Here is a 17,017-nt window from a genome sequence, read left to right as displayed (position 1 = left end):
CGGCAGCATGCAGTCTTGGTCCGATACCGCACTCCCGTCCGTTCCCGGTCAGGGGCCGCCGTTGCGGCTGTACGACACAGCCGACCGTCAGGTTCGCCCCGTCACCCCGGGCAAGAAGGCGACGATGTACGTCTGCGGCATCACCCCGTACGACGCCACCCACCTCGGTCACGCGGCCACCTACCTCACGTTCGACCTCGTGAACCGCATCTGGCGCGACGCCGGACACGACGTCCATTACGTCCAGAACGTGACCGACGTGGACGACCCGCTGTTCGAGCGCGCCAATCGCGACGGCGAGGACTGGATCGTCCTCGGCATGCGTGAGACCGCGCTCTTCCGGGAGGACATGGAAGCGCTGCGCGTGCTTCCGCCGAAGGACTACATCGGCGCCGTCGAATCGGTGAACGAAGTAGTCGAGTTGGTGGAGAAATTCGTGGCGTCCGGCGCCGCGTACATCGTCGACGACGCGGAGTTCCCCGACGTCTACTTCCGCGCCGACGCGACCGAGCAGTTCGGCTACGAGTCGGGCTACGACCGCGCGACGATGGAGAAGTTCTTTGCCGAACGTGGCGGAGATCCCGATCGCGTCGGAAAGCGCAATCCGCTCGACGCACTCGTCTGGCGGGCGGAGCGTCCGGGCGAGCCTTCTTGGCCCTCACCCTTCGGGCCGGGGCGCCCCGGTTGGCACATCGAGTGCGCGGCCATTGCTCTCAACCGCATCGGCTCCGGCTTCGACGTCCAGGGCGGTGGCAGCGACCTGATCTTCCCGCACCACGAGTTCTCGGCAGCACATGCCGAATCGGCAACGGGTGATCGCCGTTTCGCGCGGCACTACGTGCACACCGGCATGATCGGCCTCGACGGCGAGAAGATGTCGAAGAGTCGCGGAAACCTGGTCTTCGTCTCCAAGCTGCGCGGCGAGGGGGTAGACCCAGCGGCAATCCGTCTCGGATTGCTCTCCGGCCACTACCGCCAGGATCGCGCGTGGACCGATCAGGTCCTCGAGGATGCTCAGTCGCGTCTGAAGGTATGGCGCGAGGCCGCGGCTCTCGATGCCGCGCCGTCAGCCACCGACACTGTTGCGCGTTTGCGTCAGCATTTGGCCGACGATCTCGACACTCCGAAGGCGCTCGACGCGCTCGACGGTTGGGCACGCCGCGCCATCGAGGGCGGCGGATCCGACACGCAGGCACCCGGCGAGTTCGCCGATGCCGTCGACGCCCTACTGGGTATTTCGCTTCGCTGAACCCCTGCTGTGCGCCTTTATTAACCGCGGGCGGTTAATAAAGGCGCACAGTGGTTTCTAGGCGTAGTCCAACGCACCTTCGGCTGGTGTCGGGACCCGGCGCCGTAGCGGCGAGCCCAATGCCCGCGCCAGATCCGTTCCGTCGTGCTCGGCGAGCAGCTCACCGTTCGACCACACCAGCAGCGCGGCGCTGACAGCTTGTTCGGCCGTGGAGTGCGCGAGGTCGTAGTGCGCACAGCCGGGGACGTCTGCGTACGTGATCCACAGGTCGTAGCCGGTCATGAAGAGATCCAGGTCGAACTGAACGCTCAAGCCGAGCAGCTCGCTGCGTCCGTTGTCGTCGACACCGGCGAAGGCCTCGTCCAGTGCCAGCAGACGCGGGGCGTGCGGGTCGGCCGAGTCCAGCATGACGTGCGCCGCGGCGAACAAAGGAAGGTGCAGCGAAACCGACTGCTCGCCACCGGACAGCGCGCTGTGCCGCGCGACGGTAAGGCGGTCTTCCTTGCCCTCACCGCTGATGAGGGTGAACGAGAACACGCGCCACTGCCTGTAGTCGAGCGCCGAGGACAGGATTTCCGGGTACGAGCGTTCGGGGTGCGCCGCGCGGGCGGTACGGATCTGGGTCGCGAAATGAGCTCGCAGAGTAGCCAGTTCATCGACGCCGAGGGCCGACGCATCTCGATCCAGCAGCTTGGAGATCGCCCGCGAGCTGTCGTCGAGGTTGTCGGCGAGCACCCAGTGAACGCCGATGGTGTTGCCCGAGGACATCCGACGCTCACGCATCTCTGTGCCCATCTGTGCGATCAACACGCGTGCATCGACCGTGCGCTCGTGGATCTGCTGAGCCAATCCGGTCAGCAGGGCATCTTCGAGAATGCGACGCTCGGATTCGGTGAGCAACTGCTCCTGATCGCCGCGAGCATCGTGGATCCGCGTTGCGAATTCACCGATCGACGAATAGCCCTGATCGTCCTGCACTCGTACGACGGTCAGTCCGTCCGGTGCGTCCCACTGCAGGCGGTAGTCCTGTCCGGCCGCTGCGAGTTGGGCGTCGAAGTCCTGCAACGCCGAGGTCAGTGCCGTGCGGGTTGCCTTGCGGGCTCCGTCGGTGACGCGTACCGCCGAGGTCGCAGCCTCGAGCGCTCGGTACAACTTGTCGACGTCTTCGGGGAGGACGGGCGGGTGGGCCGCGTCCTCGCTGCGATCTTCGTTCTGGATGCGGTAGACCAACTGATCAGGGCTCATCCACGCCGCTGAACTTGCCGGCCAGCTCAGATGTTCCTTGACGCCCAACAACTCGAGAAGGTCCGGGCGCGCATAGGGTGCGAGTCGCTCTGCATCACTGCGGGTTTCGGTCAGGGTGTGCCGAAGAGTCTCGACGGCGGTGTTGTACGCACCCTCTGCCGTGCCGATCTGGAGGACGGCAGCGTCGTACGCCTTTCGTGCTGCACGCTGTTCGACCTTGCATTCTTCGATCTTCGCGCGGGCTTTTGCCAGGTCGAGGTCGATCTGCTCGGCGCTGGCCCCGAGGGTGTCGCGCAGTGTCTCGAGGCGCTGGACCTGCTGAAGCAGACTCTCCTCGGCGATGGCGGCTTCCTCGGCGAATTCCTCCGCATTGGCGCGTGATTCGTCGAGACGGTCGCGAGACTCGCGTTCGAGTTCGACTTCCTTGGCATGTTCGCGTCGGCAGCGCAGCGCCAGTTCGCCCTGCTTCTCGAAATGACGGATCGCCGCCGCGAGGGAGTCGAGTTCACGGCCGATATGCGGGGTCCGGTGCTGCGACGCCGTCGCCCGGAGTTGCTTTTCCTTCGCCGCGAGATCGGCGATCGCCGCATCGAGTTCGCGTTGTGCCGTTTCCGTGGCCTCCGAGCGAGTGCGGAGTGCACCGGCGGATTCGGTGACAGTTTTGAGTGCGCGGAGGATCGATCCTGTCTTCGGCAATTCCTTTGCCGCAGAGTTGATTCGGCTCAGCTGCTCGTTGGTCTGCGTCACCAGTGCCTTGGCTGCATCGACAGCGGCGGCAAGTTCTTCCAGAGCCGCGTCGATCTCGGTGATCCGAGCTTCGCGTCGACGCGCCCGCGCTGTCGTGCCGATGTACTCGGCGTCGGCCTTGACGTGCCGGCCACGCGCGACGCCCTGCCAGAAGCGCCCGTCGACGCCGATCGCGACGCTGGCATCGGAGTCGCCCGGTGCCTCGACGAGACTGATCGACGCGAGAATGTCCTGTACCCGAGCGTCGGGTACGTCGGCATTGCCTTCGACCTCGAGGACGTCGGCCAGCGTTCGTCCCTTCGGGCGCTGCTTGACCGGCAGAGCGGTCAGGAACTGCTCACTGACGTGATCGGGAATCTTTTCGTCGGGGCAGACCCAGCCGTCCAGCAGATTTGCCGCCTGGAGTGCGGATTCGATTCCCGTGGCCACGTCTGGTTCGACGGAATCGGCGAAGCGCACCAGCTGCCACAGCGGTGCCCCACCCAGATCACTGCGGTTGTCGGTGCGTGCGTGGAAGGCCGGCGGAGCATCGTCATGTTCCGCCGAGACGGCCTTGCGCTCGGATTTCAGAGCTGCGATGGAGGCGTGTGATGCAGATATTTCAGCTTCGGCCTCACGACGTCGCTCACGCAGCGTCTCGGTGCCTGCCTCGGTGTGCTCGGTGAGAACTGCGGACAGCGCCGGAGCGTCCTCGTCGCCGACCTCGGCGAGCGCCGCGTCGAGAGCCTCGAACAGCGACGTGTCCGCGCCGACAGCCGAAAACAGGGAGGAGTGATCGGTCCACCACGCGCGCAGCCCGCTGGCGCACTGACTGCGTGCGAGTTCCACGGCAGCTTCGCCTTCGAGCACAGCGGCCTTGGACGCTTCGAGCAGCTCTTGTCCACGGCGCGAGCTGTTTTCGGCCCGGGTTCGTTCGGTAGCGGCCTTCTCGACGGTCGCGAGCGCAGTGCGGACTACGCGTACGTCGCCGTCACGCTCCTCGGCATGGCCACGCACTGCTGCGGTGATCTGGTCGCTGCGTGAGCCGTCGGGCAGGGGAGTCCAGACGATGCCGGCGTCCTCGGCGGCTGCCTGCAGTTCGTCCTCGGCACGTGAGAGTGCCTCGGCTGCACGCTTGACCGACGATGCGGCCTTGTCGGCTTCGTCGCCGCGCTGCGCGAGTGCAGCCTGCGCCTTCCTCGACTTGTCTGCCTGTTGCTCGGTCGAGAGCTTGAGCGTCGAGACGGCCTGGGCGAGATCGTCGAGCTGCTGTTTGCCTTCGTAGGCGCTCGAGCGTTGCAACGCCTCGACATTGGCGCGCGCGTTCTCGAGTGCCTGCTCGGCCTGGTTGAAGCGCTCCTCGGCTGCTGCCCGGGCTTCACGGCTGCGGGTCTGGGCGAGCGACGACTCGTCCATGGCGGCAACGCCTCTGGTGACTGCTGCGAGGCGGGTGCTGACCTGTTCGATCTCTCCGCGCGACTGCTGACGCAGGTACTTGGTGTAGACGCCGATGAAACTCTGCGCTGCCTGATCGGCGGCTGCGAGCCCCTCGAGCGCGCGGCCGACCTCTTCCATATCGCTGAACGAACGCGCAGCTTCGAGGACGAGTTGGTCGTCGAGTGGACGGAGGCCGTCGGTGAGCGCTTGCGAAAGGCCCTTCGGATCAAGGTTCTTCGCGAGCTGGGGACGGCGAAGCGTGAGAATGAGATTGATCAGCTGGTCGTAGCGCTGCACTCCGAGACCGAACATTCGCGCGTCGATCGCGGTGCGGTAGTCGAGGGGACGGTCGGTGATGGAATCGCTGCCGAGTTGTTCGGCCAACTGCTTCTTGGTGAGAGGACGATCGTCGTTGCCGATCAGCGAGAAGTCGACTCCGACGCGGCCGTCGGCGACGAAGTACCAGCGGGTGACCTTGTCGTTGGTGCGGGTTGCCCGCATGCCGATTCCCACGGTCACCGACTCGGGATCTTCGAGGGAGCCGCGGCAGAACTCCATCCACACGTAGGAGTGCGCGCTGTCCTGGCCCCGGTAGAGAAGGTTGGACTTCATCGTGCGCTCTTCACCGGCGAAGGGGTTGAGGCGCCGCGGTTCGATGCGGCCGTCGAAAACGAACGGGAACAAGACCTCGAGGGCCTTGGTCTTACCGGATCCGTTTGGCCCTCGTAGGACCAGTCGACCGTCGGCGAACGAGAACTCCTGGTCTCGGTAATCCCAGAGGTTGATGATTCCAGCCCGAGTAGGTCGGAAGCGGGCGTTGCTCATACGTTCTCTACCTCTGATAGTTCGCCGTTGGTGGAAGATTCGGGGCCGAATTCGTCGACCGGATCCGGTGCGGAGTTGTCTACCGCGAAGTCGATCTGAGGATCGCGTTCGCGTACGGAGACCACGACGTCGCGGTACCGGGCAAGGACGGGCAACACCAGTACGCCGCCGTCGACCGCATGCGTCAGGCGCAGACGTTGCAGCAACCCGAGCGCCTGCTTGCGCAGCCCGTTGTGATCGGCCTGCCATTGCGCTGCGAACGTGCGTCCGAACTGGTCCACCAACTCGCTGACCTTGTCGGCGAGCCAGTCGTCGTCGATCATCGGGTACGTGACGGGTTCCGGGGGCTCGGCCGGTTCGCCGGCAGGCAGCACGAAATCGTCGTCCTCGTCGGCGAGGTCCTCGAAGATCCCGGCCTCGGGGATGGCGGCATCGAGTTGTTCGATCAGGTGATCGTCCGACAAGTGCGGGATCGGAAGTTTCGGCAGCTCCGGAGCGTCGACGTCGAGCACGCGGTCGGCAATCTCGCCGGCGAGGAGTAGCGCTACCTGGGCGATCGTTCCGGTGCTCGGGAAGCGGACGTCGGAGAGGCGACCGGTGGGATCGATCATCGCGATTCCCTCGGCGCGACGCTCGGCCACCAACCCCGTCAGGAGTTCGACTTCCGACGCGGTCTTGGGCTGCGCCAACGCGATCAATTCGTGCTGATCGAGTTCACCCGCCAGTACGACCGGCCGCTCGACCAGAGCCCGACGCACTCGGCGTCCGATCTCTTTCGCGTCCACAGGAATTCCGTCGTCCTCGGCAGCGCTCGAGGTCTCCGTGGCCAGGAGTCCGCGGATGGAGTGCAGGTGCTGCAGTGCGCGCGGCGGACGGAACAGGGCTACGACGACGGAACGGTCGATGTCGTAGAGCGCTTCTCCCGCTTCGGGATTGGACGCCCAGCCGTTTGCGTCACCGTCGGCGAGTGCGATGGCGCCTCTGACGCCGAGCCAGCCCACTGCGTCGACGAAGGCGTCGCGGTCCGACGCACGATCGGTGGAGAGTTCGACGCCGTCGACTTGTGCAGCGTCGGCCGCGACGTGATCGGCCAACTCCGACAACGTGATCTGGTTCCCGGCGCGGCCCAACGCGGCCAGGCACAGTGCCAGGTAGGCGTAACGCGTGCGATCGAAGGTTCGCTCGGAGGCAGTTCGGGCCGGTGCCGACGGGTTGAGTCGATCCGACACCGTGAACAGGCGCGCGGTGGTCTCCGTCACCTCGAGGCGGTAGCCGAACAGTTCGAGTAGGTCGTCACGCAGCTCGGTGGCCCAACGGCGCAAGAGCGGCAACGCAATTCGATCCGGGTACGTCGAGGTGATCAGGTGGTTGGACAGGATCACTCGTGCCGCGCGTTGATACGAGTCGAGGGCAAGGGGCGTGATCTCGCGAGCTCTCATCGAACACTGACCTCGATGCCGTCGAGGTGCATACGCCCGCGGGCGGTCTTGATGGTGGTCGAACCGTCCGAGGGACTGAGCGTCAGCTTCACCCCGTTCTCACTACCGGTGGAGCTCTTGACGCGTCCCACTACCGGAACGCGCGCGGTCAGTGCTGCATTGAGCAGACTCAGCAAAACTTCGGTCTCCTGCTCGTCGAGTTCACGCTGATAGACGCCGTTGGACGCGAGTGATTGCGCCGCGGCGCTGCGCGTACGTTGCGCTGCCAACTGCTCTTCGCGTAGGCGGCGGATGCTGCCGTCGTTGCGGGCGACCTTGCTCGGCAATCCTGGTGAGGGCGGGCGGCCGGTTTCGGCGAGTGTTCGCGCGATCTCGACCGGCGGCGCCTCCCACCACGAACGTGAGTGAGAAATGATGTCGGCGTCCGGATGCACCATCGAGAGGTGGCGTGGACGGCCGAGGTCGAACACTGCCTGGAACAGAGCATGAGCTGCGTCTTCGGACGGCGTGGCGGCGAACCAGCCGGCGAGGTGCCGGAGCTGGCTCTCGCGGCTGACGCCGCCGCGACGGGTTTCCGTGACGCGGCGAAGGAGCGCCAGAACCGCGGCGATCGCGCTCATCGTGCCCTCACGTAGACGCTCGGACTCGCTGATCCCCGATTCCGCGGAGACGAACCAGGCGGTCAATCCTCGCCAACGCGCAGCCCAGTCGTCTTCGCGTTCGGTGATCGGGACGAACACCCGTTCGTCACTGGCGGCGGCGAGGCGGATCATGCGATCGACCCCGGTGGATTCGACGTGCTCGATCGCTTCCTTGAGCTTGGGGGCGTAGCGCGCCAGATCGGAGCTGAACTCCCGCATGTGCGTGAGCAGAGCGTCCTTGTGCGTGAGGAAAGCCTGCGGAGTGATCTCCGTGGTCCGTACGAGGTCCCCGAGGGTCAGATAGAAGTGCGCGGCTCGATCGGCCATGTCGGAGAGCGTCGAGTCGAGGCGCTTGAGCTTGCGGAAGATCAGGTCGCCGTCGGAGCTTCGGTTGGCCTCGGCGAGTTCGGACATGTCTGCGAGCAGGTCCGGCAGAGCGAGGCGCGAGAGCGAGGCCGAGTCCAGGCGTGCGGCGAGAACGTCTTCGACTGATCGATAGACCTGGTATCCGGCCTGACCGAACTGGTAGACGAAGTGGCGATTGCGGTACTCGGCCAGCGTGGCCGCGCGGGTGCCGTCGTAGCTGCGCTCGAGGATCTCCCACACATGGAGCTGATCCAACAGGGGAGTGACCTCTGCTGCCGACAGATCGGCCGCCGGATCCGATCCACCGATCTTCTCGAGGATTTGCGCGACGGCTCCGGCATGCAGCAGGACGGTGTAGTTGGCGCGAGCATGGTCGAAGGCACGAAGTACCCAGAGGTACTCGGCCCGTTTTTCCGCGATCGTGAACGAAAACAGCTTCAGTCGATTGGTGTCGGCGTACGCGGCGTAATCGGGCGCACTCGTTTCTTCCACCATGACAGGGTAGGCGAGAGACGCCCCCTCTTTTTCCTACGGGCGATCCGTAGCAGGGGATGCGGCGCGTCGCCACTGCGATTCGTTCTCGATCATCCATGTGAGCAGGTGCTCGGCCGCCGCCTCGTCGGAGTCCGGGCCGACCAGCAGATCGGCGAACGCTTGGCTGGGGGCGACGATGCGGATGCCGTCGCGGGTGAGCAATCGGTCGAAGGCAGACGGTGAGAGGGGAGCGGTGATCCACACGTCACCGCCGGATTCCACCCGCCGTAGTCCGAGAGCGTCGGCGAACTGATCGACGTTGTCGGCATGGAAGTGGGCACGTCGAGTGGGCGCGTACCGAGCAAAGGGTGCCGCGGCCACCGAGGCGGTACCGGCGTAGATGTGACCGCTGAGCTGACGCAGTTGATCGAAGAGTGCTTCCAACCCGTCCGGCGCGTGAAAGCCGTGAGGCGTCGGCGCTTTGGCGCCGGCTTCAGCCGCCCATTCACGAAGCATCTTCGGCCAGCGGACGTCACCGATCCCGCCGCGGGGGAGCCTGGTCACCAGTTCACGATCCGACAGTGTCTGAACCACCCGATAGGTTGCTCCCGTCGACGCACCGGCCAGGCGCACCAAGGCAGTGATCGCCAGTGGCGCCGCGAAATCGGCAAGCGCACGCACGACGCGAGCTGACGGATCGCCCGTCAACTGTCCGGAAGGACGTCCGGGCCCCCGCCACGGATCGGCGTCGGCTCCGCGTCCACGCACCCAGACGGCGGGTCGATCAGCGGTCAACGACACGTTGCCCGTGGCGTCTGCGTACGAGATCGCGTGGGAATCGAGCTGCCGGCGGACCGGCTCGGACAGATATTTTGCGCACACGAAGCCGGGTTGACCGGTGGGGAAGCGATCGGCGATACCGGGAACGTCGCTGCTCAGGACACCGTGAGCGGCGTAGACGCCGAATTTGGCCACCGCGCCGTCAGGGGAGCGGAGGTCGAGTCGGAGTGGCGCCTCGGACAGGTCGGGGGAGCGCTGTGTCGACAAAGACCAGGTAGGAGGCAAATTTTCTTCGATGACGGCAATCGATCGCCGAAAAATGTCGATCGGCCGTTCCGGTTCCGACTCAGATTCGCTCATGTTCCAATGGTATCAATATCTGTCGACGACGGAAAAACAAGATTTTCCGAACAATGTTCGCCCTGACAGCCTCGCGACAACGGTGGTCGCTTTCACCGACAAACTCACTACCTACACAACTTCAAATTCGAAACTGCCGAGACCGATCAGCGTTGCTTCGGCATGATCAGGGGAGCGACGACGGCGAGCAATAGTGCGGGGATCAGGAAGCTCGCGGCAGGCGAAGAGTCGTAAATCGGTGTCAGGGCCAGGGGAGCAAGAGCGGCGCCGCCGAAGCGCATCGCTTGGACGACCGAGACAGCGCCGCCACGGTTGGGCCCCGCGGATCCGAGCACCGCCGCGTTGACGCCGACAAGGACGAACTGGCTCGCGACACCTGCGACAAACCATGCGATCGCGATCACCGGCACCAAGCCGGCAAGGCCGACGACGGAGACCAGAACTGCTCCGCCCAGTGCACCGATCATCACGGAGGAGCGTGCGCCGATGCGATCGATGAGGATTCCGATGCGCCGGGCCGAGAGGATGCCGGCCACGCCGAAGACGGTGAGCAGTAGGCCGCGGACGGTGGGGGACAGCCCGAACTCGTCTTCGAAGCGGAAGGCGAGCAGGAAGCTCAGTCCACCGAGGGCGCCCCAGCCGAGCAATGCAGCGATACCGATGCGGAGCACTTCGGGGCGTAATGCATCGCGGAGACGGGCGGGAGTGGTCGCTGCCGGTGCTTCGGACTTCGGGAGCCCGACGGCTCCCAGGATGCCCGCGACCAATGCGATGACGAGAAAGGCCAGACGCCAGTCGAATTCGGCCGCCAGTCCGCCGATCAACGGAGCCGACGACTGCCCTGCAGCCTGGAATGCGCCGAAGGCACCGAGGGCTCGACCCAATCGAGCCTGCGGAGTTGCGGCCGCCAACGAAGCAAGCAACAGCGGCGTGGTGAATGCGTTCGCGGAGCCCTGCAGTACCCGGGCGGCCAGGAAGATCTCGAGTGTCGGGGCGAGAAAGCATGCCAACGACGCGAAGACGTAGACGCCGTATGCGATCCGCACCGTCCGGACCTTGCCCCACCGTGTCCCGAGCGTCCCCGACACCAACATCAGAGCGGCGAAGGGGAGCAGGTACGCGGTGAGGGAGGAGGCGGCCGCCGACGGTCCGACCCCTAGATCGTCACCGATCTCGGGGAGGATCGAAGCAACCACGCCGCCGCCGAACGGGCCGAGGAACCCGCCGGCGTACAGCGCGATCAGTTGAAGCCGGAGGCGCAGTGGGCGCTGTGTACTTCCACCTTCTTCTGGAGTGTTCTTGCTCACAGTCCGAAGCTGCCGGGTCCTCGCCGTCTGAGGTAGCGCTCGAATTCCGCGGCGATGGCGTCGCCGTCGATCTTGGAGATTGCTTCGCTGATGTCGGTTTCGGCGTCTCCCCGCTCTTCCAGGGTGCGCACGTATTCGCCGATTTCCTCGTCGTCCGCGGTCATTTCGTTGACCGCTTCCTCCCAATCTTCCGACTGAGCTGGGAGTTCACCGAGGGGGACCTCGATGTCGAGAACATCCTCGACTCGTTGAAGGAGGGCCACTGTGGCCTTCGGGTTGGGTGGCTGCGAGACGTAGTGCGGAACCGCTGCCCAGAACGAAATAGCGGGTACACCAGCACGAACGCACTCGTCCTGAAGAACTCCGGTGATGCCTGTCGGGCCTTCGTATCGGGTCTGTTCGAGGTTGAATCGTGCCGCGGATTCGCTGCTGTACGCCGTGCCCGTGACCGGCACCGGGCGGGTGTGCGGAGTATCGGCGAGCAGGGCTCCGAGGATGACCACGGTCTTGACGTTCAGTTGGTCGATCAACTCGAGCAGATCCTCGCAGAAACTGCGCCACCGCATGTTGGGTTCGATCCCGCGAAGAAGGACGATGTCGCTCTCACTGCCTGGAGGTGAACAGACCGACAAACGTGTTGCCGGCCAAACGATTTCGCGAGTGACACCGTCGACCTGACGGACCGTGGGACGGTTGACCTGGTAGTCGTAGTAGTCCTCGGAATCGAGTTCGGCGAGCGGCTGGGCATCCCAGATCAGCTCGAGATGTTCGACCGCACCGCTGGCTGCGTCACCGGCGTCGTTCCAGCCCTCGAAAGCTGCAACGAGGATGGGATCACGTAGGACAGGGATGTCGCCCTCGAGGCGGTCGCTGCTGTCGACGGCAAAGCCGTCAGGGCTCTCGAAGGCCGCGGAATCGTCGAAATCGACCGGGCCGTCGGGAGTGACGGGGAACTCACTTGGACTCACCCACCCAGCCTACGGCCAGAGCTTGTCGGTGCGCCCACTACTCTGGACGGCATGTCTGCCCCATTTAACTCTGCCCTGCTTGATGCGCTGAAACAGCGCGTTGTCATCGGCGACGGAGCGATGGGCACCATGTTGCAGGCCGCGGACCTCACCCTGGACGACTTCCTCGGCCTCGAGGGGTGCAATGAGATCCTCAACGACACCCGTCCCGACGTGCTCAAAGACATCCACCGTGCGTACTTCGCCGCTGGTGCCGATGCCGTCGAGACCAACACCTTCGGTTGCAACCTGCCCAACCTCGCCGACTACGACATCTCTCACCGGATCCGCGAACTCGCGGAAAAAGGCACTGCTCTCGCCCGTGAAGTAGCGGACGAGATGGGACCAGGCCGCGACGGCATGGCCCGATTCGTACTCGGCTCGATGGGACCGGGAACCAAGCTCCCCAGCCTCGGACACGCACCGTACGCAGTCCTTCGTGACGCGTACACCGAAGCTGCGCTCGGCATGATCGACGGTGGCGCCGACGCCATCCTCGTCGAAACCTGCCAGGACCTGCTTCAGGTGAAGGCTGCCATTCTCGGCAGTCAGCGCGCGATGGAGCAACTCGGACTGCGGTTGCCGATCATCACGCACGTGACGGTAGAGACAACTGGAACGATGCTCCTGGGCAGTGAGATCGGTGCGGCGCTGACGGCACTCGAGCCACTCGGTATCGACATGATCGGCCTGAACTGTGCCACCGGGCCGGCCGAGATGAGCGAACATCTCCGGCACCTGTCCAAGTACTCGACGCTGCCGGTGTCGGTCATGCCCAATGCCGGTCTGCCGCAGCTCGGCCCCAAGGGCGCCGAGTACCCGCTGACCGCCGACGAATTGGCCGAAGCCCTCAGTGGTTTCGTTTCCGAGTTCGGACTCGGCCTCGTAGGCGGCTGCTGCGGTACGACACCCGAGCACATCAGCGCGGTCGCCGACGCGGTCCGTCAGGTCGAGAAGGCCCAGCGCACCCCGATCCACGAGCCGAGTACCTCTTCGCTGTACTCGGCGGTGCCGTTCGAGCAGGACGCCAGCATCCTGATGATCGGTGAACGCACGAACTCCAACGGCTCCAAGGCTTTCCGCGAGGCAATGCTCTCCGCGGACTACCAGAAGTGCCTGGACATCGCCAAGGACCAGACCCGCGACGGCGCACACATGCTCGACCTCAACGTCGACTACGTGGGCCGCGACGGTGCCGCCGACATGTCGGAACTGGCCAGCCGTCTGGCGACGTCCTCGACGCTGCCGATCATGCTCGACTCCACCGAGCCTGCCGTGTTGCAGGCTGGTCTCGAACACCTCGGTGGCCGCTGCGCTGTCAACTCCGTCAACTACGAGGACGGCGCCGGCCCCGAATCGCGTTTTCACAAGATCATGACGTTGGTCAAGGAGCACGGCGCGGCAGTCGTCGCCCTGACCATCGACGAAGAGGGCCAGGCTCGCACAGCCGAGACCAAGGTCGCCATCGCCAAGCGTCTGATCGAGGACATCAAGGGAAACTGGGGACTCGCCGAGTCCGACATCATCGTCGACGCCTTGACCTTCCCCATCTCCACCGGTCAGGAAGAGGTGCGACGCGACGGCATCGAGACCATCGAAGCCATCCGTCAGCTCAAGGCTGCGTACCCGGAACTGCACTTCACCCTGGGTATCTCGAACATTTCGTTCGGTTTGAACCCGGCCGCACGGCAGGTCCTCAACTCGGTGTTCCTGCACGAGTGCACCGAGGCAGGTCTGGACACGGCGATCGTTCACGCGTCCAAGATTTTGCCGATGGCGCGAATTCCGGACGAGCAGCGTGAAACCGCACTCGACCTGGTCTACGACCGTCGTAGCGAGGGCTACGACCCGCTGCAGAAGCTGATGGCTCTGTTCGAGGGTGTCTCGGCTGCGTCGGCGCGCGAGTCACGTGCGCAGGAACTCGCCGGACTTCCGTTGTTCGACCGGCTCGAGCGTCGCATCGTCGACGGCGAGCGCAACGGCCTCGACGACGATCTCACCGAAGCGATGACGGTCAAGTCCCCGATCGAAATCATCAACGAGACACTGCTTTCGGGCATGAAGACCGTCGGTGAACTGTTCGGTTCCGGACAGATGCAGTTGCCGTTCGTTCTGCAGTCCGCCGAGGTCATGAAGGCAGCAGTTGCGTTCCTCGAGCCGCACATGGAAGCGACGGACGACGACGGCAAGGGTCGCCTCGTCATTGCGACGGTCAAGGGCGACGTCCACGATATCGGCAAGAACCTTGTCGACATCATCTTGAGTAACAACGGTTACGACGTCGTGAACCTCGGCATCAAGCAGCCCATCGCGACCATTCTCGATGCTGCGATCGAGCACAAGGCCGATGTCATCGGCATGTCCGGACTGCTCGTGAAGTCGACAGTGGTCATGAAGGACAACCTCAAGGAACTGAACTCTCGCGGTGTCTCGGAACAGTTCCCGGTTTTGCTGGGTGGTGCCGCGCTGACGCGTTCGTACGTCGAGAACGATCTGCAGGAGGTGTACGAGGGCGACGTCAGCTATGCCCGCGACGCTTTCGAGGGTCTGAACTTGATGGACCAGATCATGACGACCAAGCGCGGCGGCGGCCCGGCGCCGGACAGCCCGGAGGCCATCGCTGCTCGCGAGAAGGCTGCCGAGCGTAAGGCTCGTCACGAGCGTTCCAAGCGCATCGCCGAAAAGCGTAAAGCTGCAGCGGTTCCCGTCGTCCTGCCGGAGCGTTCCGACGTCGCTACCGACATTGCGGTGCCGACACCGCCGTTCTGGGGCTCGCGCATCGTCAAGGGAATCTCTCTGTCCGAGTACTCGGGGCTGCTCGACGAGCGCGCTCTCTTCCTCGGCCAGTGGGGCCTTCGCGGTCAGCGCAAGGGCGACGGTCCGACGTACGAGGAACTGGTCGAGTCGGAAGGCCGTCCGCGGCTCCGGTACTGGCTCGATCGGCTGACGTCCGAGGGCATCCTCGCGCACGCCGCGGTTGTGTACGGCTACTTCCCGGCGATCTCGGAGGGCGACGACGTCATCGTGCTCACCGAACCGAAACCGGATGCACCTGAACGGTTCCGGTTCACCTACCCGCGTCAGCATCGCGACCGTTTCCTGTGCATCGCTGACTTCGTGCGCTCGCGTAAGGAAGCAGAAGCGACCGGCCAGGTGGACGTTCTTCCGTTCCAGTTGGTGACGATGGGTCAGCCGATCGCGGACTTCGCCAACGAATTGTTCGCGTCGAACTCGTACCGTGATTACCTCGAAGTTCACGGAATCGGCGTCCAGCTCACGGAATCTCTGGCCGAGTACTGGCATCGACGCGTTCGTGAAGAGCTTGTGCTTCCCGAGGGGCATACCGTCGCGGAGCAGGACCCGACCGAGGTTGCCGGCTACTTCGATCTCGAGTACCGCGGAGCGCGTTACTCGTTCGGATACGGCGCGTGCCCGGACCTCGAGGATCGTGCCAAGTTGGTGGCGTTGCTCGAACCCGAGCGAATCGGCGTCGAATTGTCCGAAGAACTGCAGCTGCATCCCGAGCAGTCCACGGACGCTTTTGTCCTGCACCACCCGGAAGCAAAGTATTTCAATGTCTGAGTTGTTGACCGAGGTATCCGAATCGACCCTCGGTGGTGTCCTGTGGGACATGGACGGCACCCTGCTCGATTCGGAGAAGCTGTGGGACATCGCGCTTCGTGAGTTGTCCCTACGCCTGGGCGGACCGATGACGGAAGCGACACGCATCGCCGTCATCGGTGCGTCGAGCCCCTTCGCTCTGGCGACGGTGTTCAACGCGCTCGGCCTGGAGAAGCATCCCGATGCCGTCGCCGAGGCGAAGGACTGGATGTACACCCGCGTCGGCGATCTGTTCGAGGACGGCGTGACCTGGCGGCCGGGTGCTCGCGATGCACTGGCGACCGTGCGTGACGGTGGTCTGCGTTCTGCACTGGTCACCAACACCGAGCGAGTACTGGTCGATCGGGCACTCGGCATGCTCGGCCGTGAATTCTTCGACCACTCGGTGTGCGGCGACGAGGTTCCCAACGGAAAACCGGCGGCGGATCCGTACCTGCGCGGAGCGCATCTGCTCGGACTCGAACCGGCGCAGTGCCTCGCGATCGAGGACTCGCCGACCGGTACTGCGTCGGCAAGCGCCGCGGGTTGCGCGGTGCTCGTCGTTCCGTGTGAGGTCGATGTCCCGGCGGGTCCAGGACGCGTGTTTCGAGAGTCTCTGGTGGACTTGTCCATTCACGATCTTCACGACGTTCACTCGAGCGCGGCACGTTAGGCTGGATTTGCTGTGGCTATTCCGAAAATTGTTCTGTTCTACCAGTTCACGCCATTGGCGGACCCGGAAGCGATCAAGCTGTGGCAGCACAGCCTGGCCGAGTCCAACAACCTGACGGGCCGGATCATCGTCTCGCCTCACGGAATCAATGCGACGGTCGGCGGAGACATCGAGGATGTCAAGCGATACGTCCGCGGAACGCGTGGCTACGAGCCGTTCCGTACCGCTGACATCAAGTGGTCGGACGGACTCGGAAACGACTTCCCTCGCCTCAGCGTCAAGGCTCGCTCGGAGATCGTGACGTTCGGAGCCCCCGACGAGCTGAAAGTCGACGAGAACGGTGTTGTCGGTGGCGGAGTTCATCTGGCGCCCAAGGAACTACACGAACTCGTCGACAGTCGCGGTGACGACGTTGTGTTCTTCGACGGCCGAAATGCCTTCGAAGCCGAGATCGGCCGCTTCCGGGATGCGGTAGTTCCGGACGTCGCCACCACCCGCGATTTCGTCGACGAACTCGACAGTGGAAAATACGACCATCTCAAGGGCAAAGCCGTAGTCACCTACTGCACTGGCGGAGTGCGCTGTGAGGTGTTGTCTTCGCTGATGCGCTCACGCGGCTTCGACGAGGTCTACCAGTTGGACGGCGGAATCGTCCGTTACGGCGAGACTTTCGGCGACCGGGGCCTCTGGGACGGCTCCCTGTACGTGTTCGACAAGCGGATGAACATCGAGTTCTCATCCGAAGCCAAGACACTCGGCGTGTGTGTCGATTGTGGTACTCCGACACCGCGGTACCGCAATCGGATCGACGGCGACGGCCGCACCCTCGAATTGCTCTGCGAGAGTTGTTCACCAGACCTCGAGCAGGACTGAGCAGTGCCCAAGGCT

10 protein-coding genes are annotated in these 17,017 nt (G+C 64.5%); 4 read left to right on the top strand and 6 right to left on the bottom strand.

What is annotated here, in order from left to right; genetic code table 11:
- Positions 1-7: 7 nt before the first annotated feature.
- Positions 8-1,249 carry a cysteine--1-D-myo-inosityl 2-amino-2-deoxy-alpha-D-glucopyranoside ligase gene (gene mshC / locus H7C86_RS05570; RefSeq protein WP_172932879.1) on the top strand — a complete coding sequence of 414 codons (1,242 nt, stop codon included), beginning with the start codon at positions 8-10 and terminating at the stop codon, positions 1,247-1,249.
- A gap of 57 nt (positions 1,250-1,306) precedes the next feature.
- On the opposite strand, the gene H7C86_RS05565 is transcribed toward mshC, so the two are convergent.
- The 6 genes from H7C86_RS05565 to H7C86_RS05540 form a co-directional block, all read right to left on the bottom strand.
- Positions 1,307-5,482, bottom strand: coding sequence for a TIGR02680 family protein (locus H7C86_RS05565; protein WP_092763963.1), 4,176 nt, complete (start codon positions 5,480-5,482; stop codon positions 1,307-1,309).
- The gene (locus tag H7C86_RS05560) at positions 5,479-6,921 is read right to left on the bottom strand and encodes a TIGR02678 family protein (protein WP_182261216.1); all 1,443 of its coding nucleotides are present in this window, start codon (positions 6,919-6,921) and stop codon (positions 5,479-5,481) included. Before H7C86_RS05560 ends, H7C86_RS05565 begins: the two co-directional genes overlap by 4 nt.
- Positions 6,918-8,423, bottom strand: coding sequence for a TIGR02677 family protein (locus H7C86_RS05555; RefSeq protein ID WP_182261215.1), 1,506 nt, complete (start codon positions 8,421-8,423; stop codon positions 6,918-6,920). The genes H7C86_RS05560 and H7C86_RS05555 overlap by 4 nt, the downstream gene beginning before the upstream one ends.
- 33 nt (positions 8,424-8,456) lie before the next feature.
- Entirely contained in the window at positions 8,457-9,542 is a 1,086-nt protein-coding gene (locus H7C86_RS05550; RefSeq protein WP_182261214.1) for a hypothetical protein, read from the bottom strand.
- A gap of 146 nt (positions 9,543-9,688) precedes the next feature.
- Positions 9,689-10,849 carry an MFS transporter gene (locus tag H7C86_RS05545; RefSeq protein WP_372461233.1) on the bottom strand — a complete coding sequence of 387 codons (1,161 nt, stop codon included), beginning with the start codon at positions 10,847-10,849 and terminating at the stop codon, positions 9,689-9,691.
- Positions 10,846-11,700: a PAC2 family protein gene (locus H7C86_RS05540; RefSeq protein ID WP_223257810.1), complete on the bottom strand. Its 855-nt coding sequence runs from the start codon at positions 11,698-11,700 to the stop codon at positions 10,846-10,848. Before H7C86_RS05540 ends, H7C86_RS05545 begins: the two co-directional genes overlap by 4 nt.
- Before the next feature lie 168 nt (positions 11,701-11,868).
- Between H7C86_RS05540 and metH the strand changes: the two genes are divergently transcribed.
- Genes metH through H7C86_RS05525 form a run of 3 tightly spaced genes read left to right on the top strand, consistent with a single transcriptional unit; the run spans position 11,869 to position 17,002 of the window.
- On the top strand, positions 11,869-15,438 hold the full coding sequence (gene metH, locus H7C86_RS05535) for a methionine synthase (RefSeq protein ID WP_020907816.1): 3,570 nt from the start codon (positions 11,869-11,871) through the stop codon (positions 15,436-15,438).
- Positions 15,431-16,129 (top strand): HAD family phosphatase, encoded by a 699-nt coding sequence (locus H7C86_RS05530; protein ID WP_182261213.1) that lies wholly within the window; start codon positions 15,431-15,433, stop codon positions 16,127-16,129. Before metH ends, H7C86_RS05530 begins: the two co-directional genes overlap by 8 nt.
- A 12-nt stretch (positions 16,130-16,141) precedes the next feature.
- Positions 16,142-17,002: a rhodanese-related sulfurtransferase gene (locus tag H7C86_RS05525; protein WP_003944828.1), complete on the top strand. Its 861-nt coding sequence runs from the start codon at positions 16,142-16,144 to the stop codon at positions 17,000-17,002.
- Positions 17,003-17,017 lie beyond the last annotated feature (15 nt).

The organism is Rhodococcus sp. UFZ-B548 (assembly GCF_903819475.1).
GTDB classification, from domain to species: domain Bacteria; phylum Actinomycetota; class Actinomycetes; order Mycobacteriales; family Mycobacteriaceae; genus Rhodococcus_F; species Rhodococcus_F erythropolis.
The sequence above is the reverse complement of the archived record's forward strand: the minus strand, read 5'-3'. Positions and strand labels throughout refer to the sequence as shown.

What these genes read in the sequence shown, in the direction of transcription:
- mshC (WP_172932879.1), top strand. Translation starts at nt 8, where the DNA reads ATGCAGTCTTGGTCCGATACCGCACTCCCGTCCGTTCCCGGTCAGGGG.
- H7C86_RS05565 (WP_092763963.1), bottom strand. Translation starts at nt 5,482, where the DNA reads ATGAGCAACGCCCGCTTCCGACCTACTCGGGCTGGAATCATCAACCTC.
- H7C86_RS05560 (WP_182261216.1), bottom strand. Translation starts at nt 6,921, where the DNA reads ATGAGAGCTCGCGAGATCACGCCCCTTGCCCTCGACTCGTATCAACGC.
- H7C86_RS05555 (WP_182261215.1), bottom strand. Translation starts at nt 8,423, where the DNA reads ATGGTGGAAGAAACGAGTGCGCCCGATTACGCCGCGTACGCCGACACC.
- H7C86_RS05550 (WP_182261214.1), bottom strand. Translation starts at nt 9,542, where the DNA reads ATGAGCGAATCTGAGTCGGAACCGGAACGGCCGATCGACATTTTTCGG.
- metH (WP_020907816.1), top strand. Translation starts at nt 11,869, where the DNA reads ATGTCTGCCCCATTTAACTCTGCCCTGCTTGATGCGCTGAAACAGCGC.
- H7C86_RS05530 (WP_182261213.1), top strand. Translation starts at nt 15,431, where the DNA reads ATGTCTGAGTTGTTGACCGAGGTATCCGAATCGACCCTCGGTGGTGTC.